The sequence below is a fragment of the Acidovorax sp. CCYZU-2555 genome (assembly GCF_018413525.1).
GTDB lineage: Bacteria > Pseudomonadota > Gammaproteobacteria > Burkholderiales > Burkholderiaceae_C > Comamonas.
The window spans coordinates 62,126-84,062 of record NZ_JAHCDD010000003.1 but is presented as its reverse complement, the minus strand read 5'-3'; the positions used below and the strand labels follow the sequence as shown (position 1 = coordinate 84,062).

Genomic DNA, 21,937 nt, shown 5'->3' with positions numbered 1-21,937 from the left:
ACAGGCTCACCACGAACGGTTTGGAAGCGCCCGTCGCTGTTTGGACAAATCGAGTGCTTTCTAATCACTCGATTTAATTGATGAAAAAGCTGCTTACTGAGAGCCTGCCTCGCCGGGCGCGTCGAACCATGAGCGGCCTGCACTCAAGCAAATAACGCGTCAAGCCGCGACCCGCTCCTGCCTCGCCGCCTGCAGCGTATGCAGCGTGATCTTCTTCACTTCGTCACGGCTCACGGCGATGTGCTTTTGCAGCAGTGCCTTGGTCGTGGCGGTATCGCGTTCCAGCAGCGTCTGCAGGATCTGCACATGCTCGTTGTAGGCCGCTTCGATGCGGTAGTTGCGCGTGAATTCGAGGCGCCGCACAACGCGTATGCGCTCGGTCAGGTCGCAGTGGATGCGCGCCATTTCGAGGTTGCCGCTGGCATGCACCAGTGCCATGTGAAACGCTTCGTCCATCTGCGAGACTTCGGCGCAGGCGTCCAGGCGCTGCGACGGATCCACGCACCACAGCGCGCACAGGGGCGCGAGCCTTTGCGCGAGATCGGGCGCCTGGCCCAGCAGGTCTATGGCCGCGCATTCGAGCACCGAACGCACGTCGTAGAGCTGCTCGAACACATGGAAGTCGATGCTGTTGACCAGCCAGCCGAGCTTGGGCATGACCGAGATATAGCCTTCGCGCTGCAGCCGCACCAGCGCCTCGCGTATCGGCGTGCGGCTCATGCCCAGCAGCGCGCTGACTTCGTTTTCACTGAAGCGGTCGCCCGGAACGAAGTGAAAGTTGTCTAGCGCCTGCTTGAGCTGCGTGTATGCCGATGCGGCAAGACTGGTTTGGGCCACGATGGTCTCCTGGTTTCTTGTAATGGAACGGTCTAGCGCAGGCTGTTGCAATACGCGCGCCAGCCGCCGAACGCCGTGATGTCCGTGGCCTGGGCCAGTGCATGGGCTTCGCAGATGAAGCCCTTGCAGGTCTCGCCGCTGGCCAGCGTGACCGTGCCGATTCCCAGCGGCCCCGGCACGCCCGCGACAAAGCGCCCGAAGTGCGCGATCGGCATTTCCCAGACTTCGACGGCGATCGCCGAACCATCCTCCGTGCGCGACAGCCCGGGCTTGGGCGGCACCGTGCCTTGCAGCGCATAGAGGCGGTAGCTGGCGCTGGTGTGCGTGGCTTCGACGAAGCGCGCGCCGCAGGATTGCAGCTCGTGGTTGAGCGGCATGCCGCGCAGATGCGCGCCGACCACGGCCACCTTGACCATGTCGCCATGTGCAGCCACGGTCCATGTGCTGGGTGCTGTCGCGGCGCGCGCGCGCAGGCCCGTGACGCCCGCGGGCAGGCCCGCCTGCTGCTCGAGTTGCGCGGCCCAGCGCACCAGATCGGGCTCGCGCCAGCCCGGGGCGATCAGCGTGATGCCGAACGGCAGGCCGCCCGGCAGACGGCTTGCGGGAAGCGCGATCGCCGACCAGCCCAGCAGGTTCACGAAGTTGGTATAGACGCCCATTTCCGAGTTGACGGCGATGGGGTCGGCCTGCACTTCATCGATGCTTGGGTGGCGCGGCGCGGTGGGAACGCACAGCACATCCCACTGTTGCCAGATCTTGTCGGCCTGCTGCTTGAGCGCCTGCAACTGGTACTGGGCCGCAAACGTATCGGCCGCGGAAAAGCGCTGGGCGACATCGAGCACGCTGCGCACCACGGCCAGCATTTCTTCCGGCTGCTGTTCGTAGATGCTGCGCGCGCCGACCACGCGTTCCGCGACCCAGGGGCCCTGGTAAAGCAGCTCGGCGACGTCGAACAGCGTGTCGAACGAAATGTCCTGCAGCTGCGCGGTCTGGGCCTGCAACTTCGCCGTGAAATCGCTGAATGCGGCTTCGTAATCGGCCGAGAGCTTGCGGCCCGCGGGCGTGGCCACGCGCAGCTGCGCCAGCGGCTTGTGCGCGGGCGCCATGGGGCGCGGGCGCGAGTAGGCATCTTGCGCATCGAGGCCTTCCATCAGCGCCATGACGCTGGCGCTGTCCGCAACGGTGCAGGCCAGCACGCCAATGCAGTCCAGCGTGCGGCAGGCAGGCACCAAACCGGTGCCGCTGACTGCACCAGGCGTGGGTTTGAGCCCCACGATCTGGTTGAAGCCCGCGGGAACGCGGCCCGAGCCCGCGGTGTCGGTCGACAGCGCAAACGGCACCAGACCGCGCGCCACGACCGAGGCCGAACCCGAGCTCGAACCGCCGCTGATCAGGCGCGCGTCAAACGTGTTCGGCACCACGCCATAAGGCGAGCGCGTGCCGACCAGGCCGGTGGCGAACTGGTCCAGATTGGTCTTGCCCAGAACGATGGCGCCCGCATTTTTCAGGCGTTGAATGACAAACGCGTCGTGTTGCGCGACATAGGCGAATTCCTCGCAGGCCGCGGTGGTGCGAAAGCCCGCGACGTCGATGTTGTCCTTGACCGCGAAGGGCACGCCATACAGCGGCAGCTGGTCGCGTCCCACGGACTGCTCCAGCGCCGCGAGCGCCGCGATCTGCGCCTGCAGTTGCGCGCTGTCGGCAATGCTTATCCAGGCCGTATCGCCGGCATCGCATGCCTGCCGTTGCTGCTCCAGCAGGTCGGCAGGTGTGGCGCCCTGGGCGTATGCGTTCTTCCAATCTTCGAGTGTGCCGATCAGCATGATGAATACCCTGATGTATACAAGATGCTGAGATAAAGCAGTTTGTGTGCCAAGTCATTGGCACACGGATGTCGGCGTCACGCGGGCAGCCCACGCGGCCGCGCTGTCATGGGCGCTGCTGCGTCGCCAGATGCCGGCCCAAGGCGTCGCGCGCGCGCTGGGCATTGATGCCGGCGCCGCGCTCCTGCAGCACCGCGGCGACCTGCCGCAGCTGCGCTTCGGTGAGGCCCACGTTCATGCTGATGCGCATATGCGATTGCAGCTGCGACTCGGCGCCGGCCAGCGCCGACAGCATGCCTACCGTGGCCAGTTCGCGGCTTTGCCAGTCGAGGTTGTCGCGCTCGAAGATATCGCCGAACAGGTGGGTCTTCAGATACTCGTCGATCGCCGGCGCGAAGTCGAACAAGGCGCCTTTGACCGGGCCGCCCGACAGCTTCGTTTGATTGGCGCTGCCCGCGGCGAGCAAGGCCTCGCCCCTGGGCGCGGCGCGGCTGGGTAGGTTGCCCAGGGCATCGGTGATGCCGCGCTGCTGGCGCGCCTGCAGCACCTGCATCAGCGCGCCCAGCGCGTTGAGGCTGCGCGGAAATCCCGCATAGGCGTAGAGCTGCACCAGCACCTCCTTGGCTTCGTTGACGCTCAGGCCTGCGGCGAGGCCTTGCTCCAGCGCGGGCTTGAGCTGGTCGATATCGCCGGCGGCGGCGAATGCTGCGATAGGCACGATGGCCTGCTGGCGCGCAGTCAATGTGCCGGACTGGGCCTGCGGGGTGCTGGCGGGCTGCATGGTGCGGGTCTCCTGTGCGTGTACGGTGGCCGCCATCCAGGCGATGGACACCGCGAGAAGGGCCTGGCCCAGCGTCCTACTTGCCTTGGTATTGCGCATCGGTGACTTTCTCCAGCCATTGAACGTTCTGGCCCTGTGCCGTGGTTCCGGTCACGGCCAGGTGGGTCATTGCGCTATGGGCCGAGGCACCATGCCAGTGCTTGACGCCCGGCGGGCACCAGACCACGTCGCCGGCGCGAATTTCCTGCACCGGCCGGCCCCATTCCTGGGTCAGGCCCACGCCCGCAGTCACCAGCAGCCGCTGGCCGCGCGGATGGGTATGCCAGGCCGAGCGCGCACCGGGCGAGAAGGTGACGCGTCCGCCCGAGGCATTGATCTCGCCGTTCGCGGGCCAGACCGGTTCCACCTGGACCTGGCCGGTGAAGTATTCGGCCGATCCCGTGGTCGCGGGCTGGCTGCCCGCAGGCGTGATTTCCTGGGGCGCGGCACCCGCCGTGGACGCATGCAGCGCGGCCGCGCACAGCGCGCTTTTCAGAAAGGGTTGCATGGGCTTTGCATTCCGGAGTTGATGACCGAAGTCACTTTATGGCCTGCCGCATTGGTTGAGAAGACCGAAAGATCGGCACACGCTGGTGCATAGAATTCACCAATGCAAAAGCCCAATCTGAACGATCTGCAGGCCTTCGTGACCGTCGCGCGCGAACGCAGCTTTACCCGCGCCGCGGCGCAACTGGGCATGTCGCGCTCGGCGCTGAGCCATGCCATGCGAGCGCTGGAGGAACGGCTGGGACTGCGGCTGCTGACGCGCACCACGCGCAGCGTCTCGACGACCGAAGCCGGCGCGCGCCTGCTGGCCACCGTGGCGCCGCGCCTGCAGGAAATCGATCTTGAATTGGGGTCGCTGAGCGCGCTGCGCGACCAGCCCGCGGGCACGGTGCGCATCACCGCGCACGACCATGCGATCAGCACCGCGCTGTGGCCCCGGCTGCTGCCGCTGATGCAGCAGTACCCCGACGTGCAGATAGAACTCAGCGTCGACTACGCGATGACCGACATCGCGGCCCAGCGCTTCGATGCCGGCGTGCGCACCGGCAATCGCGTGGACAAGGACATGATCGCCGTGCCCATCGCGCCCGCGCTGCGCATGGCGGTCGCGGCCGCGCCGGAGTATCTTGCGGGCCGGCGCGTGCCGAAGACGCCGCAGGATCTGATGCAGCATCGCTGCATCAATCTGCGGCTGCCCACACATGGCGGTCTCTATGCCTGGGATTTCGAGAAGAAGGGCCAGGCCCTCAACGTGCGCGTGCCGGGCCAGGCGACGTTCAACAACACCTATCTGATGCTGCAGGCCGCGCTCGACGGCATGGGCTTGGCGTATGTGCCGCTGGACATCATGGCGCCGCACATCGCCGCGGGCCGGTTGGTGCCGGTGCTCGAAGACTGGTGGCCCACTTTCCCCGGTTACCACCTCTACTACGCCAACCGCCGGCAGATCGCGCCGGCCCTGGCGCTGGTCGTCGACGCCCTGCGCTACCGAAAGCCGGCCTAGCGCCTCAGGAGGCTTTGGCCATGCTGCGCAGCACGCTCTCGCCGGCTTTCTGCACATGCGCGCCGCACAGCGCTGCCGCGGTCTGGGCGTCGCCTTTTTCTATCGCCGTGACGATGGCGTCGAGTTCGGCCAGCGTCTGCGGCATGCGCCCGGGTTGCGACATGGAAATGCGGCGCAGCACGGTGACGCGGTTGTTGAGTTGCTTGAGCATCTGGCCCGCGACCAGGTTGCCGCAGCCTTCGACGAGGATGTCGTAGAACTGGTTCTTCAGCGTCAGCAGCGCGGCCTTGTCGCTCTCCTGGTCCACATGGCCCAGTTCCTCGAGCTTGGCGCGCAGCGCGGCGCGCTGGGCCGCCGTGGCGTGCAGCGCAAAGCCTTTGCCCGCGAGGCTTTCGAGGCTGGTGCGGACTTCGTAGATGTCGCGCACTTCCTGTTCCGAAATGCTGGTGACTTCGGGCCCCTTGTGCGGAATGATGGTGATCAGGCCTTCGGCCTGCAGGTGCTGCAGCGACTCGCGCAGGCAGGAGCGGCTGACGTCGAGGCTTTCGCACAGCTCGCGCTCGGAGAGTTTCTGGCCTGCGGCAAGAACGCCGTCGAGGATGGCGGTGCGCAGGGCATTGGTCGTTCGTTGGCGCAACGAAGTGTCTTCGCGGGGGACACGCAGCATCTGGTTCATACAAGCATCCTACTTGGTTCTCATGCAATCAGATTGTCATACACAAAAACCTGAGGCGCCGCAATGCGCGTTTTCATGATGTCAGATTGTCTGACAATCTGAATAATAAGCACCATTGACCGCTTTTCGCGGTCTGCCACTACCAAGGAGCTTTCATGACCCGTGCCTACGCCCCCAAGAACCAAGCCTTGTTCGATCAGGGCCTGTCCACCCGCCGCGAAGTGCTGGGCGCTGAATACGTCGACGCGTCGATCAAGAACGCGACCGACTTCAACATCGACATGCAGGAACTGGTCACGCAGTACTGCTGGGGCGATGTCTGGAACCGTCCCGGCCTGGAGCGCAAGACCCGCTCTTTCCTGAACCTGGCGATGATCACCGCGCTGAACCGCCCGCACGAACTCAAGCTGCATGTGCGCGGCGCGATCAACAACGGCCTGACCAAGGAAGAGATCAAGGAAGTGTTCCTGCAGGCCGCGATCTACTGCGGCGTGCCCGCGGCGATCGACTCCTTCCGTGTGGCATCGGAAGTGTTCAAAGAGATGGACCTCTGAGGAGAATCACATGAGCCGCATTGGATTTATCGGTTTGGGAATGATGGGCCGCCCCATGGCGCATCTGCTGCACGCTGCCGGGCACAGCCTGGTGGTCCAGGACGTCAACCGCGAGGCGGCGACAGGCTTTGCCGCGGAGCACGATTCAACGCAAGTCGCAACCAGTGGCCAGGACTTCGCCGACTGCGACGCCGTCATCACCATGCTGCCGAACTCGGACATCGTCGATGCCGTGGTGCAGGGCCTGCGGCTGCGGCCCGGCGCCTGCATGATCGAGATGAGTTCGGCCGACCCCAACCGCACGCGCGCGCTGGCCGCACGGCTGCAGCAGCAGGGTGTGGCGCTGATCGACGCGCCGGTGTCGGGCGGCGTCAAGAAGGCCGTTGCCGGCACGCTGGCGATCATGGTCGGCGGTGACGAGCAGGTGTTTGCGCAGCAAAAGCCTTTGCTCGAAGTGCTGGGCAAGGCGATCTCTCATGTCGGCCCGGTGGGCGCGGGACATGCGCTCAAGGCGCTGAACAACTATGTGTCGGCGGCAGCGCTGCTGGCCACGGCCGAAGCCGTGCATGTGGGCGCGGCGTTCGGCATCGATGCGGCCACCATCGTCGATGTGATCAATGCCTCCACGGGCAAGAACAACACCACCGAGAACAAGGCCCACCAGTTCATGCTGAACGGCGCGTTCAACTCGGGCTTCTCCCTGGCCTTGCAGGCCAAGGACGTGGGCATCGCGGCCGCGCTGGGCACTTCGGTGAACCTGCCCATGGCCCTTGCGCAAAAAGTCCACGCCATGACGGCCGACGCCTCCCAGGCGCTGGGCCCCGCGGCAGACCACACCGAACTCTACAAGTTCGTCGGCCGCGCCTAGGCCCGCGCAAAGCCGCCGTGCGGGGCCGCGCCGGCGCCGCCCCGCAGGCGACACCTGCATGCGTTTGCAAACTGCTTCCCTGCCCGTGCGGCAAGGGTCGGGGTGCAGCCTTGCCCGCCTTGGGCGCCCTCGAACCGGTGACGCCCGCACGGATGCGATTCACATACCGATAACCAGGAGACATTCATCATGCGTTCTTTCACCCAGACCGTTCTCGCCGTGGCCTTGGCCGCGGGCTCCATGGCCGCGCTGGCGTTCCCGACCAAGCCCGTGACCATCGTCGTGCCCTATGCCGCGGGCGGCTCCACCGATGTGCTGGCGCGGGTGCTGGCCGAGGCGCTGACGCGCGATCTGGGCCAGCAGGTGATCGTCGAGAACGCCGGTGGCGCGGGCGGCACGATAGGCACGGCACGCGTGGCGCGCGCCCAGAACGACGGCCATACGCTGCTGCTGCACAACATGGGCATTGCCACCGCGCCCGCGCTCTACAGCAAGCTGAGTTTCGATGTGAAGAAGGATCTGGAGCCGGTGGCGCTCGCGGGCGATGTGCCCATGATCCTGGTGCGCAACAAGCGCTTTGCGCCGGCCACGCTGGGCGATCTGATCAAGCAGATGAAAGCCGAGCCCGGCACGGTGAAGTTCGCCCATGCGGGCATCGGCGCCACGTCCCATTTGTGCGCGATGCTGATCAACCAGACGCTGGGCACGACCGTGACCATGGTGCCGTACCGCGGCACCGGCCCCGCGCTGCAGGATCTGATTGCGGGCAATGTGGACGTGACTTGCGATCAGCCCGTGGCGACCGGCCCGCACATCCAGGCCGGCATGCTCAAGGCCTATGCGATGGCGACCAAGGAGCGCCTGGGCACCATGCCCGATGTGCCCACGTTCTCCGAAGCCGGCATGTCGGGGTTCGAGCTCGCGGTCTGGCATGGGCTGTATGCGCCCAAGGGCACGCCCGCGGCGGTGATCGAGCGCCTGAACAAGGCCGCGCGCGTGGCGTTTGGCGAGCCGGCGCTGGTCAAACGCTTCACCGACATGGGCGTGGTGATTCCGCAGGGCGAGCGCCTCAAACCCGAAGCCTTGCGCCAGCACACCGCGGCCGAAATCCAGCGCTGGGATCCGGTGATCAAGGCCGCGGGCGCCAAGGCGGAATGAGCGCCGTCATAGCTTGGCGATGGACACTTCGGTGGACTTGACGAGGGCCACGACTTCCGAGCCTATGACCAGCTTGAGGTCATCGACCGAGCGCGTGGTGATCACCGAAGTGACGACGCCCCAGGGCGTCTGCACGTCGACTTCGGAGACGACATCGCCGCGGATGATCTCGCGCACTTTGCCCTTGAACTGATTGCGAACGTTGATGGCTTGAATGGTCATGATGTGAATGCAGTTGAGGGTGGGAGGAAGCGAGGTGTCAGGCGGCAACGGCCTGCTCGGACAGGGCGTGCGCACGTGCCAATGCGGCCGGATGCCGGGGGCGCGCCAGGCCCAGGTGTTCGCGCAAGGTGCGGCCCTCGTAATCGGTGCGAAACAGGCCGCGCCGGCGCAGTTCGGGCAGCACCAGTTCGATGAAATCGTCGAGGCCGCCGGGCAGCCAGGGGCTCATGATGTTGAAGCCGTCGGCACCGCCTTCCTCGAACCATTGCTGCAGCTGATCGGCGATCGATTGGGGCGTGCCCACGACCTGCTGGTGGCCGCGCGCGCCCGCGATCTTCAGGTACAGCTGGCGAATCGTCAGGCCGTCGCGGCGCGCCAGGTCGATCAGCAGACGCTGGCGGCTTTGCGGGCCTTCGGTGGGCGGCAGCCCGGGCAACGGGCCGTCGACGGGGTAGGCCGACAGGTCCAGGCCGCCCGAAAGCCCTGCGAGCAGCGACACGCCCACCACGGGGTCGATCAGCGACTGCAGCTGCTCGAACTTCGCCTCGGCCTCCTCCTGCGTGCGCCCGACGATGGGAAAGATGCCGGGCATGATCTTCACGTCATCGGGATGGCGGCCGTGGTGCTGCACGCGCTCCTTGATGTCGGCGTAGAAGCTTTGCGCCTCGGCAAAGGTCTGGTGGGCGACGAAGATGACTTCGGCCGTGCGCGCCGCGAGTTCGCGCCCGTCGTCGGAAGCACCGGCCTGCACCACCACGGGCCGGCCTTGCGGCGAGCGCGCGACATTGAGCGGGCCGCGCACCTGGAAGTGCGCTCCCTTGTGATGCAGCGGGTGCAGCTTGTCGGCGTCGAAGTAGGTGCCGCTGTGCTTGTCGCGCACGAAGGCGTCGTCTTCCCAGCTGTCCCACAGGCCGGTGACTACATCGTGGAATTCGGCCGCGCGCTGGTAGCGGTCGGCGTGGGCGAACTGGGCGCTGCGGTTGAAATTCTGCGCCTCGGCATTGGTCGCTGAAGTCACGAGATTCCAGCCCGCGCGCCCGCCCGAAATCTGGTCCAGCGAAGCGAACTTGCGCGCCAGGTTGTAGGGCTCGTGGTAGCTGGTCGAGGCGGTCGCGATCAGGCCTATGCGATCGGTCACGGCGGCCAGCGCCGACAGCAGGGTCAGCGGCTCGAAATGCTCGCTGCGCGCGGTGCGCGTCAGCGCATCGATGTTCTCGGAGCGCACGGCCACGCTGTCGGCGAGAAACACCGCATCGAACTTCGCGGCCTCGGCCTTCTGCGCCAGCTGCACGTAGTGGCGGAAATTGATGCCCGCATCTTCCTGCGCATCGGGGTGGCGCCAGGCAGCGATGTGGTGGCCGGTCTGCATCAGAAATGCCCCGAGCTTGATCTGCTTTTTTGTGGTCACTTGAGGTTTTCAGTGGAAGTGAAGTTCACCAGGCAAAGCGAATGCGCTCGCTGGGAAAACCAAGGCCAGCGACGGGCTGGGCGGGGGGCGGCACGTCGCTGGGGCCGCGGCGATCTGGGCCGAGGAAGTCGGCCAGCACGTCATCGCGGATGCGGATGAACTCCGGGTCGCTGCGATTGCGCGGGTGCGGCAGGTTCACGGAAACGATGCGGCGAATGCGGCCCGGGTGGGGCTGCATCACGACCACGCGATCGCCCAGGAAGACCGCTTCTTCCACATCGTGCGTGACCAGCAGCATGGTGATGCGTTCCTTTTGCCAGATGCGCTGCAGCTCGCCTTGCAGGCGCGCGCGCGTGAGCGCATCGAGCGCGCCGAAGGGCTCGTCGAGCAGCAGCACGCGCGGGCGATTGACCAGACCGCGCGCGATCGCCACGCGCTGCGCCATGCCGCCCGAAATCTGGTGCGGGAACGACTTCTCGAAGCCTTCGAGGCCCACCAGCGCCACATGTTCGGCGATCAGATTGCGTTTTTGCTGGGCATTGAAAGTCGAGTTGCGCAGGCCGACGCCGATGTTCTGCTCCACCGTGAGCCAGGGGAACAGCCGGTGGTCCTGGAACACGATGCCGCGGTCCAGGCCCGGGCCGGTGATGTCTTCGCCGCCCAGCGTGATGGCGCCGTCGTATTCGGTATCGAGCCCGAGCACCAGGCGCAGCAGCGTGGACTTGCCGCAGCCGCTGGCGCCGACGATGCTGACGAATTCGCCCGGGGGCAGTTGCAGATCGATGTCCTGCAGCACCTGCAGGCTGCCGTCGGTCGACTGGGTGCTGTCGAACTGCTTGGAGGCGACGTGGATGCGCAGGTCATCCGTGGTGACGGTGGTGGTCATGGGTGTGTGCCTTCGAAAGGAAGAGGGGGGATTTCAGCGGCCCAGCCGCCGTGCCAGTGCGCGCTCCAGCGTGCGCGCGCTGGCGTTCATGAGCCAGCCGACGACGCCGATGGTGACCATGCCGAACAGCACCAGGTCCATGCGGAAATGCTCGCTGCCTTCGATCAGCAGATTGCCCACGCCGCGGCCCGAAACCAGCAGGTATTCGGCGCCAATGGTGGCCAGCCACGAATAGACCAGCGCCAGATAGACGCCCGTGAAGATGGCCGGCGCCGCCGACGGCAGCACCACATGCCAGATGGTCTGCGCGCGGCTATAGCCATAGACGCGCGCGACTTCGAGCAGCGTGGCCGGCGTGCCGCGAATGCCGTCGGCGGTGTTGACCACCACGGGCACCAACGCGGCCAGCGACAGGAACACCACCTTGGCGACATCGCCCAGGCCGAACCAGACCGAGATCAGCGGAATCCAGGCGAACAGCGAGATCTGCTTGAACGTGTTGAAGCTCGGGCCGACGATGCGGTTGAAGCGCGGCCACAGGCCCAGCAGCCCGCCCAACACCAGGCCGCTGCTGGTGCCGATCACGAAGCCGGTCAGCTCGCGCGCCAGGCTGGCGCGCAGGTTGAGCCACAGCAGGCCGCTGCTGACCAGCTCCCAGCCGGTGTCGAGCACCTTGGCGGGCGACACCAGCAGCGCCGAATTCACCAGATCGAGCTTGGACACCAGGGCCCACACAACGATGGCCACGAAGGGCACGACCAGGCCGCGCCAGCGCCCCAAGGAGGCCTTGTCGCGGCGCCGGCTGGCGGATGCATCCACGCGCGCGGCGGGCAGGGGGGAGATCGTGGTGGTGCTCACAGCAGGCCTCTTTCGTTGATGGGACGTGCGCCATGGCGCGCGGCGACGCGCGCTTCGGCGTAGTCGAGGAGGCGGTCGATGGCATAGCCCAGCGCGCCGACGATGATCACGGCCGCCATCACCAGATCGAGCTGGAACAGCTGGCGCCCGTAGACGATCAGATAGCCCAGGCCTTCGCTGGATGCGACCAGCTCCACCACCACCAGCGACAGCCAGGCCTTGGTGAAGCCCAGGCGCAGGCCGGTGAACAGCGTGGGCATGGCCGTGGGCACGACGATCTCCAGCACCTGCTGGCGCCGCGAGTAGCCGTAGACATTGCCGACTTCCAGCAGCGTCGCCGGCGTCTGGCGAAAGCCCTGCAGCGTGGCCAGCGTCACCGGCACCAGCGCGGCCTTGGCGATCAGGATGTACTTGAGCGGCTCGCCTATGCCCACCAGCAGCAGCACGAACGGCAGCCAGCCCAGCACCGGAATCTGCACCAGCGCATTGAACGTGGGCAGCAGATAGGCCTCGACGGTCTTCGACAGCCCCATGGCCGCGCCCAGCAGCAGACCCAGCGCGCTGCCGACGACAAAGCCCACGAGCACGCGCTGCATGCTGGCCTGGGCATGCAGCCACAGGTCGCCGCTGGTAGCGAGTTCGCTCAGGGTCTCCCAGACAAACTGCGGCGAGGGCAGTACCTGCGGCGAGATCCAGCCCTGGGCCGCGCCCACGGCCCACAGCGCGAACAGCGCGATGGGCAGCAGGAAAGGTTCGGCGCTGCGCACCACGCCTTGCAGGCGCTGGCGCCCGGTCACGGCGGTTGCCGGCACGGGATAGGAGAGGGTATTTGCCATGCTGATCAGCGCTGCGCTACCGGAGTGCCTGCGGCCGCTTTGGCCACGCCCTTGGCGTCGAATGTCTGCCAGCGCTTTTCAAGGCCTTGCTGCTTGAGCGCGGTCTGCAGATAGCGCGGTTCGAACCAGCCGTCGACGGTGATCGCGCGGCGTATCAGCTTGAGCTTGAGCGCGTCGCTGGCCACGGCCTTGTAGCGGCCGACGATGAATTCATCGAGCAGCGGCGAATTGCGCAGCGCCAGTTCCTGCTTGTCGAATTCGGCTTCCCACGAGGCCTTGGGCGTGCCGCTGCGCGCCCAGATCTCGAACAGTTCGGCGCGGTTCTTCTCGTCGGAAGACCAGTTCGCGGCGCGCACGAACTGATCGACCACCTTCTGCACCTGGGCCGGATGCTCCTTCTCGAAGTCCTCGCGCACCAGCAGCGAGGCCTGGCGCGTGAGCGCCGGGTCCTTGCCCTGGGTCGAATAGATCACCTTGGCCAGGCCGCTGTCGCGCACCTTGAACCATTCATAGCCGCCGAACGCCGCATCGACGCCGCTGGACACCAGCGCCGCCTGCGCGCTGCCGGTGTCGAGGTTGACAGCCTTCAGATCGCGCTCGGCCAGGCCCACGCCCTCCAGCGCATTGATCGCCACCAGATGCCCGTTGGTGCCGCGGAACAGCGAGACCTTGCGGCCCTTGAGATCCTGCAGGCCCTTGATGTCGGACTGCGGCGGCGTCACCACATAGAGGTTGTTGCGCGCGCCGCTGGCCAGCAGCAGCTTGGTCTTGAGACCGTTGGCGCGGCCCACGATAGAGGGCAGATCGCCCTGGTAGGCGAAGTCGATCTGCTTGTTCGACAGCGCTTCGTTCACGGCCGGCCCCGCGCCCTTGAAGAACAGCCATTCGACGGTGATGCCGTCGGCCTTGAACGCCTCTTCGAGCGCCTGATTGGCGCGCAGCACGCCGCCCGGCGATCCGCCCCAGGTCACGGGCTCGCCGCCGCCCGCGGTGGCCACGCCGATGCGAATCGTCTGCGGCGGTGCGGCCTGGGCCGTGGCGCCGAAGAACAGGCCCAGGGCCAGCAAGGTGGCGCGTCGGCTGAAGGTGAAGGCGTAGGTCATCTCGATTCCTTTGGACAAAAGAAGTGCCGGGCGCCACGCGTGGCGCCAGAAAAAAGCGAAGAAGAAGGGGCGCTGCTCAGCGCTTGGCGAGCTTGTCGGCGATGTCGGTGCCGGCGAAGAAGTTGGGGTTGGCCTCGGTGTAGAACCGGTACGGGTTCTCGAACACCAGCGCGCGGAAGTCGTCGGCGCTGATCACGCCTTGCTCCACCAGATCCCAGCTTTCGGCCAGCGGCTCGGTCAGGTCGGGAACGTCCCAGTGGCCTATGTCCGAAGACCAGATCGCATTGATCTTGGTGCCCAGCGGGTTCACTGTGGTGTTGAACGCCGCGGCCACCGTGCGGTCGTCGGCTTCGGCGCCAAAGTAGAAGGGCTTGACCCAGCGCTCGCGAATGTCTTCGGCGCTTTCTATGCCCGCGGCGAGGAAGTCATCGAGCTCGTCGCCTTCGGGCTCGCGGCTGTGCGGCAGCGCCGAGATGCCCAGGCTGTCGCGCAGCAGCGTTTCCTTGTTCACCGGCTTGCCCTTGGTGAGTTCGGCGCCGTATTGCTCGAACAGCCCGGCCAGCAGTTCGATGTCGGCATGGGCCGGGTTGTAGTTCTGCACAGCCTGGCGATTGCGCTTCTCGAAGCGGTCGACCAGGTGCGTGTAGACATGCGAGCCCCAGTCGGCGCCGCCTTCGAGCAGCGCCACGCGCAGGCCCGGAAAGCGCCGCGTCACGCCGCCGAAGAACAGCGCTTTCGCGAACGCCTGCGAGCCATCGGCGAAGTGGCCGATGTGATTGAACATGTAGTTGCTGATCGACTGGCGGCCGGTCCAGCCCTGGCTGCCGTAATGCGTGGTGACGGGCACGCCCAGCTCCACCACCTTGGCCCAGAACGGGTCGTAGTCGTGCGGGCTGTCGATGCCGTAGAAGTCGGTGTAGCTCGCATGCCGCGCCACGTCGGGGTGCTCGGCCTTGGGGTACTTGGCGGCGATCGCGGGAATGGGCCGGCGCACGCCGCCCGCGATGTTGATGACCTTGAGGCCCAGCGTCTTGACTGCGAATTCGAGTTCCTCGATACCTTCCTGCGGCGTGTTCAGCGGAATGCCCGCGACGGGCGTGAGCCGGTGCGCGTGCTTGCGGTACTGGTCGGCATGAAAGTGATTGATCGCGCGGTGCAGCGGCTGGCGAAACTCGTCCGAAGCCGCGGCCGGCGCGAGCACGTCGTTGGGAAACAGCACCGAGTAATCGGCGCCCTGTTCTTCGAGGCGCTCGGCCAGCAGATCGGGCAGCGTGTATGTGGCGAGATCGAGCGTATTGCGCGTCACGCGCGCCCACCACGGGGCACGCAGCGTGCGGTGGTGCTGGCGTTCTTCGGGGGTCTGCTGGTACCAGTCCTTGCCGCCCGCCGACCGCGTGGCAAAGCGCCCGCCCAGCGACTTGCGCAGCGCATCGACCAGCGCGCTGCCGCCGTAGTGCTGCACGTAATCTTCCAGCGCGGGCGTGTAGTCGTTGACATGCACATCGGTGTCTATCACCGGGAAATCAAGCCGCGATTTGACGGCGGCGGAGCGCGATGATTCCTTGCTCGAAAGTCTTCTCGTCATGGCGTCAATCCTTCATGCAGTGGTTGACGAAGGTTAAGAAGACATGGGCTTGCAAGGAACTAAGAAAAGAAGAATTGGATATCTGGTTTTTGCTGGGGTCGCCTTGGTTCGGCAAAGGCAAGCTGTTGTTTTTATTGGATGGATATGCGGTTTTTGGAGGTTCTGATGGGAATGGCGCAGCGGCTCTTTGGGGTGGGGTTTGTCAGGCGCGAGCAAGAAACAGCGGGCCTCACCCCCGTTCGTCCTGAGCCTGCCTCGCCGGCCGCGTCGAAGGATGAACGGCCTGCGCTCAGGGCACTAGGACGGGCCGCCGGAACGGATTGGACGCGCTCGCTGCCAGTTTGCGCATGCTGGATTCGGGCAATGGCCCGTGGCGCGGCGCCAGATCGATCTGTTCATTGAGCAGTTCGAGATTGCAGTCGGAGAGCAGCAGGCTGATGCGGATGTTGGGGTGACAGGGCTGGAAACGGCGCCGTTTATTTTTCGAGATTGTCGAAAAGTCATTTTCATTTTGTCCGGGTTATCAATTGCGGACAAATGAATCAAAGTACCGGCTGCGGCTGACCCGTCCCCGCGCCCGAATTTTTCCTTGAAAGAACCCATGTCACATCCCGTTCTCGGCGCGATCGAAGCGCGTCGCACCACCAACCTGTTCGATGCCGCGCAAGTGATCAGCGACGCGCAGATCCAGGACCTGATCCGTCTCGCGACCAAGGCTCCGACTTCGTTCAATCTGCAGAACTGGCGCTTCATCGCGGTGCGCACGCCCGAAGCCAAGCAACGCCTGCGCAAGGTCGCCTGGGACCAGGCCAAGGTCACCGATGCCGCCGTGACGTTCATTGTCTGCGGCCTGCTCGCCGACCACAGTGTGCTACCCGACCGACTCGCACCGTCGGTGGACGCTGGTTTCATGCCCGAAGCCATGGTGCCGGGGTGGGAAGGCGCGGCGAAGTCGCTGTATTTCGAGCAGCCCCAGCGGCAGCGCGACGAAGCCGTGCGTACGGCAACTTTCGGCGCGAGCACGCTGATGCACGCCGCCCAGGCCATGGGCTGGGGTTCGGCGCCGATGATAGGTTTCGACGCCGAAGCCGTGGCGCGCGAATTCGCGCTCGCTCCCAACGAAGTGCCGGCGCTGCTGGTCGCGGTGGGCACGGCATTGCCGCAGAACTGGCCCCAGAAGCCACGCCGGCCGCTGGAGCAGGTACTTGACTTCGCCTGATCCAGGCCAGGTGCCGCACACCTGGGCGCAGCTGCTGGAGGGGGAGCTCGATGCCATCCTGCGCGGCGCAGCCGCCTCGGACGCATTGCCTGATGCGGGAAGCGCTGATCCATGTGCTGCGGCTCGCCGAAAGCCCGCCGCCCGATGCCTGGCTCATGGGCTGAGGCCTTGGCCGTTGGAAGCCGCGCCCGCGATGCCCATTGACTGGATGTCTGCCGCGGCTGCGTCGAGCAACCAGCGCCGAAACTCCGCAAACCCCGGCCGCGGCCGGCGGTCTTGCGGCGTGCAGAGGAAATAGCCGCGCTGCAGCGCGATCGGCAGATCGAACGGCACCACCACGGCACCCGATTGCAGCGCGTCCTTCACCAGGCAGCGCTGCACCAGCGCAATGCCCATATCGGCGATCACGGCCTGGATCAGCATCGACACCTGATCGAACGCCGTCGTGAGATTGGGCGCGCAGCGGCCCGCATGCGCGGCGCGCAGCCATTGCGTCCAGTTGCCGGGCGCGGTCGTGTGATACAGCAAGGGCTCGGACGCGAGATCGGCCGGGCGCCGCCACAGGCCTTGCGCCAGCCGCTGCCGAAGGCGCTCGGGGTGGCAGATGGGCACCATCTCGCGGCCTATCACGTAGTCGGCGCTGCACTGCGGCCATTCCTCGGGACCCAGGCCGGTGAGCACGGCCGCGTCGGGCACCGTGCCCGAGAAGTCTTCGCCTTTGCTGTAGGGCACGAAGTTGAGCTTGATGCCGGGGTGCAGGTCCTGGAAGCCGCGCAGCCGCGGTATCAGCCACACGCTGGCAAAAGTGGGCACCACCGCCAGATGCAGCGGGCGGTCGGCGGGGGCCACGCGCAGCCGCGCGCTCACGTCCTCGATAGCGGCCAGCGGTTCGCGCACCGCATCGAGCAGTTCGCGCCCCACGGGCGTGAGCGACAGCGCATGCGCGTTGCGCTTGATCAGCGGCATGCCGTAGTGCAGCTCCAGCCGCGCGACGGCCCGGCTCACGGCGCTCTGGGTCACGCAGAGTTCGGCCGCGGCGCGGGAAAAGCTTCCCAGCCTCACGGCCGTGGCGAAGGCATGGAGTTCGGACATCGAGGGCGAGTGCATTCGCATGGGGCAGTGGCGTCAACGGTGGTGCATGAGTGCTTGCGAGTATGCACAACAGTCATGCTCATTGCCAATTTGTCGTTTTGCAGCGCGTGGCTCCCGTCGCACACTTGCCAACCATGACCACGCCCACCTTCCTCCCCACCCGCCGCTGCGTCGCCCTGACGCTTGTCGCTTTCGCCACCCTGGGCGCGGGCGCTGCCCACGCCGAGTATCCCGATCGGCCCATCAAGCTCATCGTGCCGTTCGCGGCCAGCGGCTCGACCGATCTGGCGGCGCGCCTGATCGGCGAATACGCGGCGCGCGTGCTGGGCCAGGCGATCGTCATCGAGAACCGCGCGGGCGCGGGCGGCTCGCTGGGCATGGACATGGTCGCCAAATCGAAACCCGACGGCTATACGCTGGGCATGGCCACCATGAGCACGCATGGCTCCAACGTCGCGGCCTACGGCAGCCGCCTCAAGTACGACCCGATCAAGGACTTCGTTCCCGTGAGCAATGTGGCGACGGTGCCCAGCGTGCTGGCCGTCACAGGCAAGTTCCCGGCCAAGAACATGGCCGACTTCCTCGCGCTCGCCAAGAGCGAGCCGGGCAAGATCACCTTTGCCTCGCCGGGCACAGGATCGCTGGGCCACTCCAATGTCGAGTACTTCTCGAGCATGGCCAAGATCAAGCTGCTGCACGTGCCCTACAAGGGCTCGGGCATGGCGCTCAACGACGCGATCGCGGGCCAGGTCGATGCGATCACCGACAACCTGCCTTCGGCGCTGCCGCACATCAAGGCCGGCCGCCTGCATGCGCTGGCCGTGCTTTCGGACAAGCGCTCGCCTGCGCTGCCCGACGTGCCCACCTATGGCGAGCTGGGCTTTCCGCAGATGGGCAATGGCGGCTGGTTCGGTGTCGTCGCTCCCGCGGGCACGCCACCGGCCATCATCAAGAAGCTCAACCAGGCGATCCACACGGCGATGAAGGAACCCGACTTCATCAACAAGATGGAAGAGGCCGGCGCCACGCTGATTCCCGGCACTTCGGCGCAGTTCAAGACACAGATCGAACAGGCCGTGCAGCGCTACAAGAACGTCGCCAAGGTGGCGAAGATTTCGGTGGAGTAAGAATGCAAGACAGCTCTCCCATGTTCCTGCAGCACGCGCCCGAAGGCGCGGCCATTCCGCTGGTCTGCGACTCGCCGCACAGCGGCGTTCTATACCCCGAAGACTTCGGCCACGCCGTGCCGCGCGCGCTGCTGCGCGCCGCCGAAGACACCCATGTCGAAGCGCTCTGGGGCGAAGCTCCCAAGCTGGGCGCGACCCTGGTCGAGGCGCTGTTCCCGCGCAGCTATCTCGATCTGAACCGCACGCTCGACGACATAGACCCGACGCTGCTGGACGCTGCCTGGCCCACGCCCTTGAACCCCAGCGAGAAGACGCGCCTGGGCTCGGGCCTGATGTGGCGCACCGTCAAGAACACGCCCATCTACGACCGCCTGCTGACGGTGGCCGAAGTGCAGCAGCGCATCGCGCGCTGCTACCAGCCCTATCACGCGGCCCTGGCCGCGGCTGTTGCCAGCACCCATGAGCGCTTTGGCGCGGTGTGGCATCTGAACCTGCACTCGATGCCCAACAACGCCTACGAGCGCCTGCAGATCAAGAGCGACAAGCCGCTGGCCGACTTCGTTCTCGGCGACCGCGACGGTACGACCTGCGAGCCCGCATTCGTCGCGCTGGTCGAGGAATACCTGCGCGGCTGCGGCTACACCGTGGCGCGCAACGATCCCTACAAGGGCGTGCAGCTGATCGCCAAGATCGGCCAGCCCGCGCTGCAGCGCCACAGCATGCAGATCGAGATCCGCCGCCCCATCTACATGGACGAAGACTCGCGCGAACGCAACGCCAACTTCGACGTGGTGCGCAACGACATCACGGGTCTGCTCAAGACCATGGCCGCGTACTTCGAGGCGCATACGGCGCTGGCCTGATCGCGCCGAGGCCCTGGCGCCAGCCGGGGCCCGACGACATGGCCTGCCGCTAAACTGCGCGCCATGTCTACTTCCTCGCTCCCCCTGGCTTCTCCGGACAGACCGCTGACGGCGGTGCGCAATGGATTGCTTTGCATGGGCCTGCTGCAAGGCCTGCTGGCGCTGGCTCTGGTGCATTCGGGGCTGGACAAGGACTGGCAGGCCCTGGCGCTGCTGCTGATCCTGCTGCCGCCGCTGTTCATGGCGATGACGGTCACGCGCTGGCGTGACGCGCGGCTATGGGCCGGCGGCGCCGTGATGGCCGCGGTGGTGGGTGTGATGGCGGGCTGGACGATCTGGGGCCTGCGCCATGCGCCCGAGCAAGACAGCCGCGTCTTCGTCTGTCTGTGCGTCGCCCTGTCGCTGTGGTGGTTCGTCGCCTTGCCCTGGTTCCAGGCCTTCATGGCCCATGGCCGCTGGCGCGTGCCCTATGCCGCGCTGTTCGTGCAGGCCTGGAACAACGCGCTGGTGCTGGCGCTGGCCGCGCTGTGCGTGCAGCTGGTGTGGGGCGTGCTGTGGCTCTGGGCCGGCTTGTTCGCGCTGGTCAAGGTCGATTTCTTTGTGACGCTGTTCTCCGCGCAGTGGTTCGTGTTCGTGGTGACCGGCCTTCTTTCGGGCCTGGGCCTGTGGCTGGCGCGCACGCAGCAGCGGCCCATACAGGTGATGCGCCAGACGCTGCTCGCGCTGGGGCGCCTGCTGCTGCCGCTGCTGGCCTGGGTGCTGGTGTTCTTCGTTCTGGCGCTGGTGTTCACGGGCGTCGAAGGCCTGTGGGCTACGCGCTTTGCCGCCGCACTGCTGATGGGCGTACTGATCTTGCAGACCTGGGTCGTGAATGCGGTCTACCAGGACGGCGCGGCAGCCCGGGCGCCGTATCCACGCGTGCTGCGCTGGCTGGTCGATGCCAGCCTGATCGCCATGCCCGTGCTCGCCACCCTGGCCTGCGTGGCCATAGGCCTGCGCGTGCGGCAGTACGGCTGGACGCTGGAGCGCGTCTGGGCCGCGGCTGCCGCGGGCGTGCTGTGGCTCTATGCGCTGGGCTATGCCTGCGCCGCCGTGCACAGCGTGCGCCAGGGCGCTGCGCGCCCCTGGCTGCAGTGGCTCGCGCCCGTCAACCAGGCGCTGTCGCTGCTGGTGCTGGCCTTGCTGCTGGCGCTGCAGACGCCTTTGCTCGACGGCCAGCGCATCAGCGCCGGCAGCCAACGCGAGCGCCTGCGTGCCGACCCGTCGCAGGCCAGCCTGGAGCGCCTGACCGATCTGAAGTGGGGCCACGGCCCCTACGGCCTTGCCGCGCTTGACGCGCTGGCCAGCGACCCCGGCTTCCAGGCTGGCGAGGCACGCCAGCGGCTCGAGGTGGCGCGCGCTTCCACGCGCACGCGTCCCTCCACAGCCTCGGAACCCCGTGAGAATTTCGACCTGGCCGCGGCCCAGCAGCGCATCAAGACCCCCGCGGGCATGGCGCGACCGCAGCCGGATTGGTGGGACTGGTGGCAACTGCAGACGCAGGAAGAACCCTGGGCCCTGGGATGTCTGTTGTCCGGCGCCGACTGCGTGCTGCTGTCTGGCGACTGGGACCAGGACCAGCAGACCGATCACCTGCTGTGCAGTCTCGAAGACCGCGGCAACCGCCGCTGCCGCCTCAGCGCGCGCGATGCGCAGGGCCAATGGCAGGACCAGGGCACCGTAGTCTGGAAAAATACTTTCACCGCCGAGGAAAACCGCCTGACAGGCGATCTGTTGCGTGAAGGCCGAATCACCACCGAACGCCCGCGCTGGCCCGACTGGCAACTGCCTCATCAAAATGCGCAGGGCAATTCGCCGCCGTTCTCGGGGCGGCTGCAGCTGCCCGACTGAATCAGGCTAAGCATCAGGCGCGCAGGCATGCGCGCCCGGTTCAATCGACGATGAACAACTTGGCCCCGCCCACCGAGCGCGAACGGTGCGGCTCGGCGTTGTCGGCCACCTGGTAGCTCATGCCGGCCTTCAGCGTGAACTTGCGGCCGTCTTCGAGCTCGGTCTCCATCTCGCCTTCCAGGCACAGCAGCACATGGCCCTTGGTGCACCAGTGGTCCGACACATAGCCCGCCGTGTACTCGACCATGCGCACCCGGATGCCGCCAAAGTTCTGCGTCTGCCAGAACGCCTGACCCGCTTCGGCCGAGTGCTCGGTGCGGGGGACTTCGGCCCAGTTGGTGGTGCCGAAGGGGATGTTTTCCATTTTCATGAGGGGTCCTGGTCTATGGGGTCCATGCGGAGCTGCGGGTGCTGGAATCTGGCCGCGGATGGACGTTTCGCAAAGTGTAGATCGGGGCGGACTCGGCTTGGCGCTGGGTGCCTACGGAGCGCGGCCGATTGGTGTGAGGTCAAACGAAAGCCTTTTTGAATTGGTCGTACCAATTAAAGAAAATGGCTCGATGAGGCTCCAGTTAGGTGTTTTCCCTATGAATAAATGCGGC

The 21,937-nt window shown here is 66.3% G+C and carries 23 protein-coding genes; 9 read left to right on the top strand and 14 right to left on the bottom strand.

Going from position 1 to position 21,937, the window contains the following annotated elements:
* Positions 1-159: 159 nt before the first annotated feature.
* The 4 genes from KHY18_RS01785 to KHY18_RS01770 form a co-directional block, all read right to left on the bottom strand.
* Complete coding sequence (locus KHY18_RS01785) at positions 160-837, bottom strand: GntR family transcriptional regulator (protein WP_213293607.1); 678 nt, start codon at positions 835-837, stop codon at positions 160-162.
* A gap of 32 nt (positions 838-869) precedes the next feature.
* Positions 870-2,660, bottom strand: a complete 1,791-nt coding sequence (atzF, locus tag KHY18_RS01780) for an allophanate hydrolase (RefSeq protein ID WP_213293605.1) — start codon at positions 2,658-2,660, stop codon at positions 870-872.
* Positions 2,661-2,766: 106 nt separating this feature from the next.
* Entirely contained in the window at positions 2,767-3,540 is a 774-nt protein-coding gene (locus KHY18_RS01775; protein WP_502768077.1) for a carboxymuconolactone decarboxylase family protein, read from the bottom strand.
* A complete protein-coding gene (locus KHY18_RS01770; protein WP_213293603.1) occupies positions 3,518-3,988 on the bottom strand; it encodes a (R)-mandelonitrile lyase in 471 nt (156 codons plus the stop codon). Before KHY18_RS01770 ends, KHY18_RS01775 begins: the two co-directional genes overlap by 23 nt.
* Before the next feature lie 102 nt (positions 3,989-4,090).
* On the opposite strand from KHY18_RS01770, the gene KHY18_RS01765 reads away from it, so the two are divergent.
* On the top strand, positions 4,091-4,990 hold the full coding sequence (locus KHY18_RS01765; protein WP_213293601.1) for a LysR family transcriptional regulator: 900 nt from the start codon (positions 4,091-4,093) through the stop codon (positions 4,988-4,990).
* 4 nt (positions 4,991-4,994) lie between these two features.
* Here KHY18_RS01765 and KHY18_RS01760 read toward each other — a convergent pair whose 3' ends face one another.
* The gene (locus KHY18_RS01760) at positions 4,995-5,666 is read right to left on the bottom strand and encodes a GntR family transcriptional regulator (protein ID WP_213293599.1); all 672 of its coding nucleotides are present in this window, start codon (positions 5,664-5,666) and stop codon (positions 4,995-4,997) included.
* Between the two features lie 155 nt (positions 5,667-5,821).
* Between KHY18_RS01760 and pcaC the strand changes: the two genes are divergently transcribed.
* The 3 genes from pcaC to KHY18_RS01745 all read left to right on the top strand — a co-directional run bounded on the left by pcaC (position 5,822) and on the right by KHY18_RS01745 (position 8,246).
* Positions 5,822-6,220: a 4-carboxymuconolactone decarboxylase gene (pcaC, locus tag KHY18_RS01755; RefSeq protein WP_213293595.1), complete on the top strand. Its 399-nt coding sequence runs from the start codon at positions 5,822-5,824 to the stop codon at positions 6,218-6,220.
* Between the two features lie 10 nt (positions 6,221-6,230).
* Complete coding sequence (locus tag KHY18_RS01750) at positions 6,231-7,088, top strand: NAD(P)-dependent oxidoreductase (RefSeq protein ID WP_213293592.1); 858 nt, start codon at positions 6,231-6,233, stop codon at positions 7,086-7,088.
* Between the two features lie 189 nt (positions 7,089-7,277).
* On the top strand, positions 7,278-8,246 hold the full coding sequence (locus KHY18_RS01745) for a tripartite tricarboxylate transporter substrate-binding protein (RefSeq protein ID WP_213293590.1): 969 nt from the start codon (positions 7,278-7,280) through the stop codon (positions 8,244-8,246).
* A 6-nt stretch (positions 8,247-8,252) separates the two neighbouring features.
* Here the strand turns inward: KHY18_RS01745 and KHY18_RS01740 are convergent, their stop codons facing one another.
* From KHY18_RS01740 to KHY18_RS01710, 7 genes are all read right to left on the bottom strand, one after another.
* A complete protein-coding gene (locus tag KHY18_RS01740) occupies positions 8,253-8,468 on the bottom strand; it encodes a TOBE domain-containing protein (protein WP_213293588.1) in 216 nt (71 codons plus the stop codon).
* A 37-nt stretch (positions 8,469-8,505) separates the two neighbouring features.
* Positions 8,506-9,876 (bottom strand): LLM class flavin-dependent oxidoreductase, encoded by a 1,371-nt coding sequence (locus KHY18_RS01735; protein ID WP_349630229.1) that lies wholly within the window; start codon positions 9,874-9,876, stop codon positions 8,506-8,508.
* Positions 9,877-9,901: 25 nt separating this feature from the next.
* Complete coding sequence (locus KHY18_RS01730; protein WP_213293586.1) at positions 9,902-10,762, bottom strand: ABC transporter ATP-binding protein; 861 nt, start codon at positions 10,760-10,762, stop codon at positions 9,902-9,904.
* Between the two features lie 33 nt (positions 10,763-10,795).
* Complete coding sequence (locus tag KHY18_RS01725; RefSeq protein ID WP_349630231.1) at positions 10,796-11,581, bottom strand: ABC transporter permease; 786 nt, start codon at positions 11,579-11,581, stop codon at positions 10,796-10,798.
* Between the two features lie 35 nt (positions 11,582-11,616).
* On the bottom strand, positions 11,617-12,456 hold the full coding sequence (locus tag KHY18_RS01720) for an ABC transporter permease (protein ID WP_213293584.1): 840 nt from the start codon (positions 12,454-12,456) through the stop codon (positions 11,617-11,619).
* Between the two features lie 5 nt (positions 12,457-12,461).
* Positions 12,462-13,559 carry an ABC transporter substrate-binding protein gene (locus KHY18_RS01715; RefSeq protein ID WP_213293582.1) on the bottom strand — a complete coding sequence of 366 codons (1,098 nt, stop codon included), beginning with the start codon at positions 13,557-13,559 and terminating at the stop codon, positions 12,462-12,464.
* 76 nt (positions 13,560-13,635) lie between these two features.
* The gene (locus tag KHY18_RS01710; RefSeq protein WP_213293580.1) at positions 13,636-15,144 is read right to left on the bottom strand and encodes an amidohydrolase family protein; all 1,509 of its coding nucleotides are present in this window, start codon (positions 15,142-15,144) and stop codon (positions 13,636-13,638) included.
* A gap of 370 nt (positions 15,145-15,514) precedes the next feature.
* On the opposite strand from KHY18_RS01710, the gene KHY18_RS01705 reads away from it, so the two are divergent.
* Positions 15,515-15,685 (top strand): hypothetical protein, encoded by a 171-nt coding sequence (locus KHY18_RS01705; protein WP_213293578.1) that lies wholly within the window; start codon positions 15,515-15,517, stop codon positions 15,683-15,685.
* Positions 15,686-15,745: 60 nt separating this feature from the next.
* Positions 15,746-16,363: a nitroreductase family protein gene (locus KHY18_RS01700; protein ID WP_213293576.1), complete on the top strand. Its 618-nt coding sequence runs from the start codon at positions 15,746-15,748 to the stop codon at positions 16,361-16,363.
* Positions 16,364-16,516: 153 nt separating this feature from the next.
* On the opposite strand, the gene KHY18_RS01695 is transcribed toward KHY18_RS01700, so the two are convergent.
* Entirely contained in the window at positions 16,517-17,476 is a 960-nt protein-coding gene (locus KHY18_RS01695) for a LysR substrate-binding domain-containing protein (protein WP_213293574.1), read from the bottom strand.
* Between the two features lie 113 nt (positions 17,477-17,589).
* Between KHY18_RS01695 and KHY18_RS01690 the strand changes: the two genes are divergently transcribed.
* From KHY18_RS01690 to KHY18_RS01680, 3 genes are all read left to right on the top strand, one after another.
* A complete protein-coding gene (locus KHY18_RS01690) occupies positions 17,590-18,582 on the top strand; it encodes a Bug family tripartite tricarboxylate transporter substrate binding protein (protein WP_213293572.1) in 993 nt (330 codons plus the stop codon).
* 2 nt (positions 18,583-18,584) lie between these two features.
* Entirely contained in the window at positions 18,585-19,445 is an 861-nt protein-coding gene (locus KHY18_RS01685; RefSeq protein WP_213293569.1) for an N-formylglutamate amidohydrolase, read from the top strand.
* Between the two features lie 63 nt (positions 19,446-19,508).
* Positions 19,509-21,335, top strand: coding sequence for a DUF4153 domain-containing protein (locus KHY18_RS01680; protein WP_213293567.1), 1,827 nt, complete (start codon positions 19,509-19,511; stop codon positions 21,333-21,335).
* Positions 21,336-21,375: 40 nt separating this feature from the next.
* Here KHY18_RS01680 and KHY18_RS01675 read toward each other — a convergent pair whose 3' ends face one another.
* Positions 21,376-21,705 carry a DHCW motif cupin fold protein gene (locus KHY18_RS01675; RefSeq protein WP_213293565.1) on the bottom strand — a complete coding sequence of 110 codons (330 nt, stop codon included), beginning with the start codon at positions 21,703-21,705 and terminating at the stop codon, positions 21,376-21,378.
* Positions 21,706-21,937: the final 232 nt, after the last annotated feature.

Coding starts and splice junctions, on each gene's coding strand:
- pcaC (WP_213293595.1), top strand. CDS start 5,822: ATGACCCGTGCCTACGCCCCCAAGAACCAAGCCTTGTTCGATCAGGGC.
- KHY18_RS01710 (WP_213293580.1), bottom strand. CDS start 15,144: ATGACGAGAAGACTTTCGAGCAAGGAATCATCGCGCTCCGCCGCCGTC.
- KHY18_RS01720 (WP_213293584.1), bottom strand. CDS start 12,456: ATGGCAAATACCCTCTCCTATCCCGTGCCGGCAACCGCCGTGACCGGG.
- KHY18_RS01695 (WP_213293574.1), bottom strand. CDS start 17,476: ATGCGAATGCACTCGCCCTCGATGTCCGAACTCCATGCCTTCGCCACG.
- KHY18_RS01685 (WP_213293569.1), top strand. CDS start 18,585: ATGCAAGACAGCTCTCCCATGTTCCTGCAGCACGCGCCCGAAGGCGCG.
- KHY18_RS01775 (WP_502768077.1), bottom strand. CDS start 3,540: ATGCGCAATACCAAGGCAAGTAGGACGCTGGGCCAGGCCCTTCTCGCG.
- KHY18_RS01690 (WP_213293572.1), top strand. CDS start 17,590: ATGACCACGCCCACCTTCCTCCCCACCCGCCGCTGCGTCGCCCTGACG.
- KHY18_RS01715 (WP_213293582.1), bottom strand. CDS start 13,559: ATGACCTACGCCTTCACCTTCAGCCGACGCGCCACCTTGCTGGCCCTG.
- KHY18_RS01680 (WP_213293567.1), top strand. CDS start 19,509: ATGTCTACTTCCTCGCTCCCCCTGGCTTCTCCGGACAGACCGCTGACG.
- KHY18_RS01675 (WP_213293565.1), bottom strand. CDS start 21,705: ATGAAAATGGAAAACATCCCCTTCGGCACCACCAACTGGGCCGAAGTC.
- KHY18_RS01745 (WP_213293590.1), top strand. CDS start 7,278: ATGCGTTCTTTCACCCAGACCGTTCTCGCCGTGGCCTTGGCCGCGGGC.
- atzF (WP_213293605.1), bottom strand. CDS start 2,660: ATGCTGATCGGCACACTCGAAGATTGGAAGAACGCATACGCCCAGGGC.
- KHY18_RS01770 (WP_213293603.1), bottom strand. CDS start 3,988: ATGCAACCCTTTCTGAAAAGCGCGCTGTGCGCGGCCGCGCTGCATGCG.
- KHY18_RS01750 (WP_213293592.1), top strand. CDS start 6,231: ATGAGCCGCATTGGATTTATCGGTTTGGGAATGATGGGCCGCCCCATG.
- KHY18_RS01700 (WP_213293576.1), top strand. CDS start 15,746: ATGTCACATCCCGTTCTCGGCGCGATCGAAGCGCGTCGCACCACCAAC.
- KHY18_RS01765 (WP_213293601.1), top strand. CDS start 4,091: ATGCAAAAGCCCAATCTGAACGATCTGCAGGCCTTCGTGACCGTCGCG.
- KHY18_RS01730 (WP_213293586.1), bottom strand. CDS start 10,762: ATGACCACCACCGTCACCACGGATGACCTGCGCATCCACGTCGCCTCC.
- KHY18_RS01760 (WP_213293599.1), bottom strand. CDS start 5,666: ATGAACCAGATGCTGCGTGTCCCCCGCGAAGACACTTCGTTGCGCCAA.
- KHY18_RS01740 (WP_213293588.1), bottom strand. CDS start 8,468: ATGACCATTCAAGCCATCAACGTTCGCAATCAGTTCAAGGGCAAAGTG.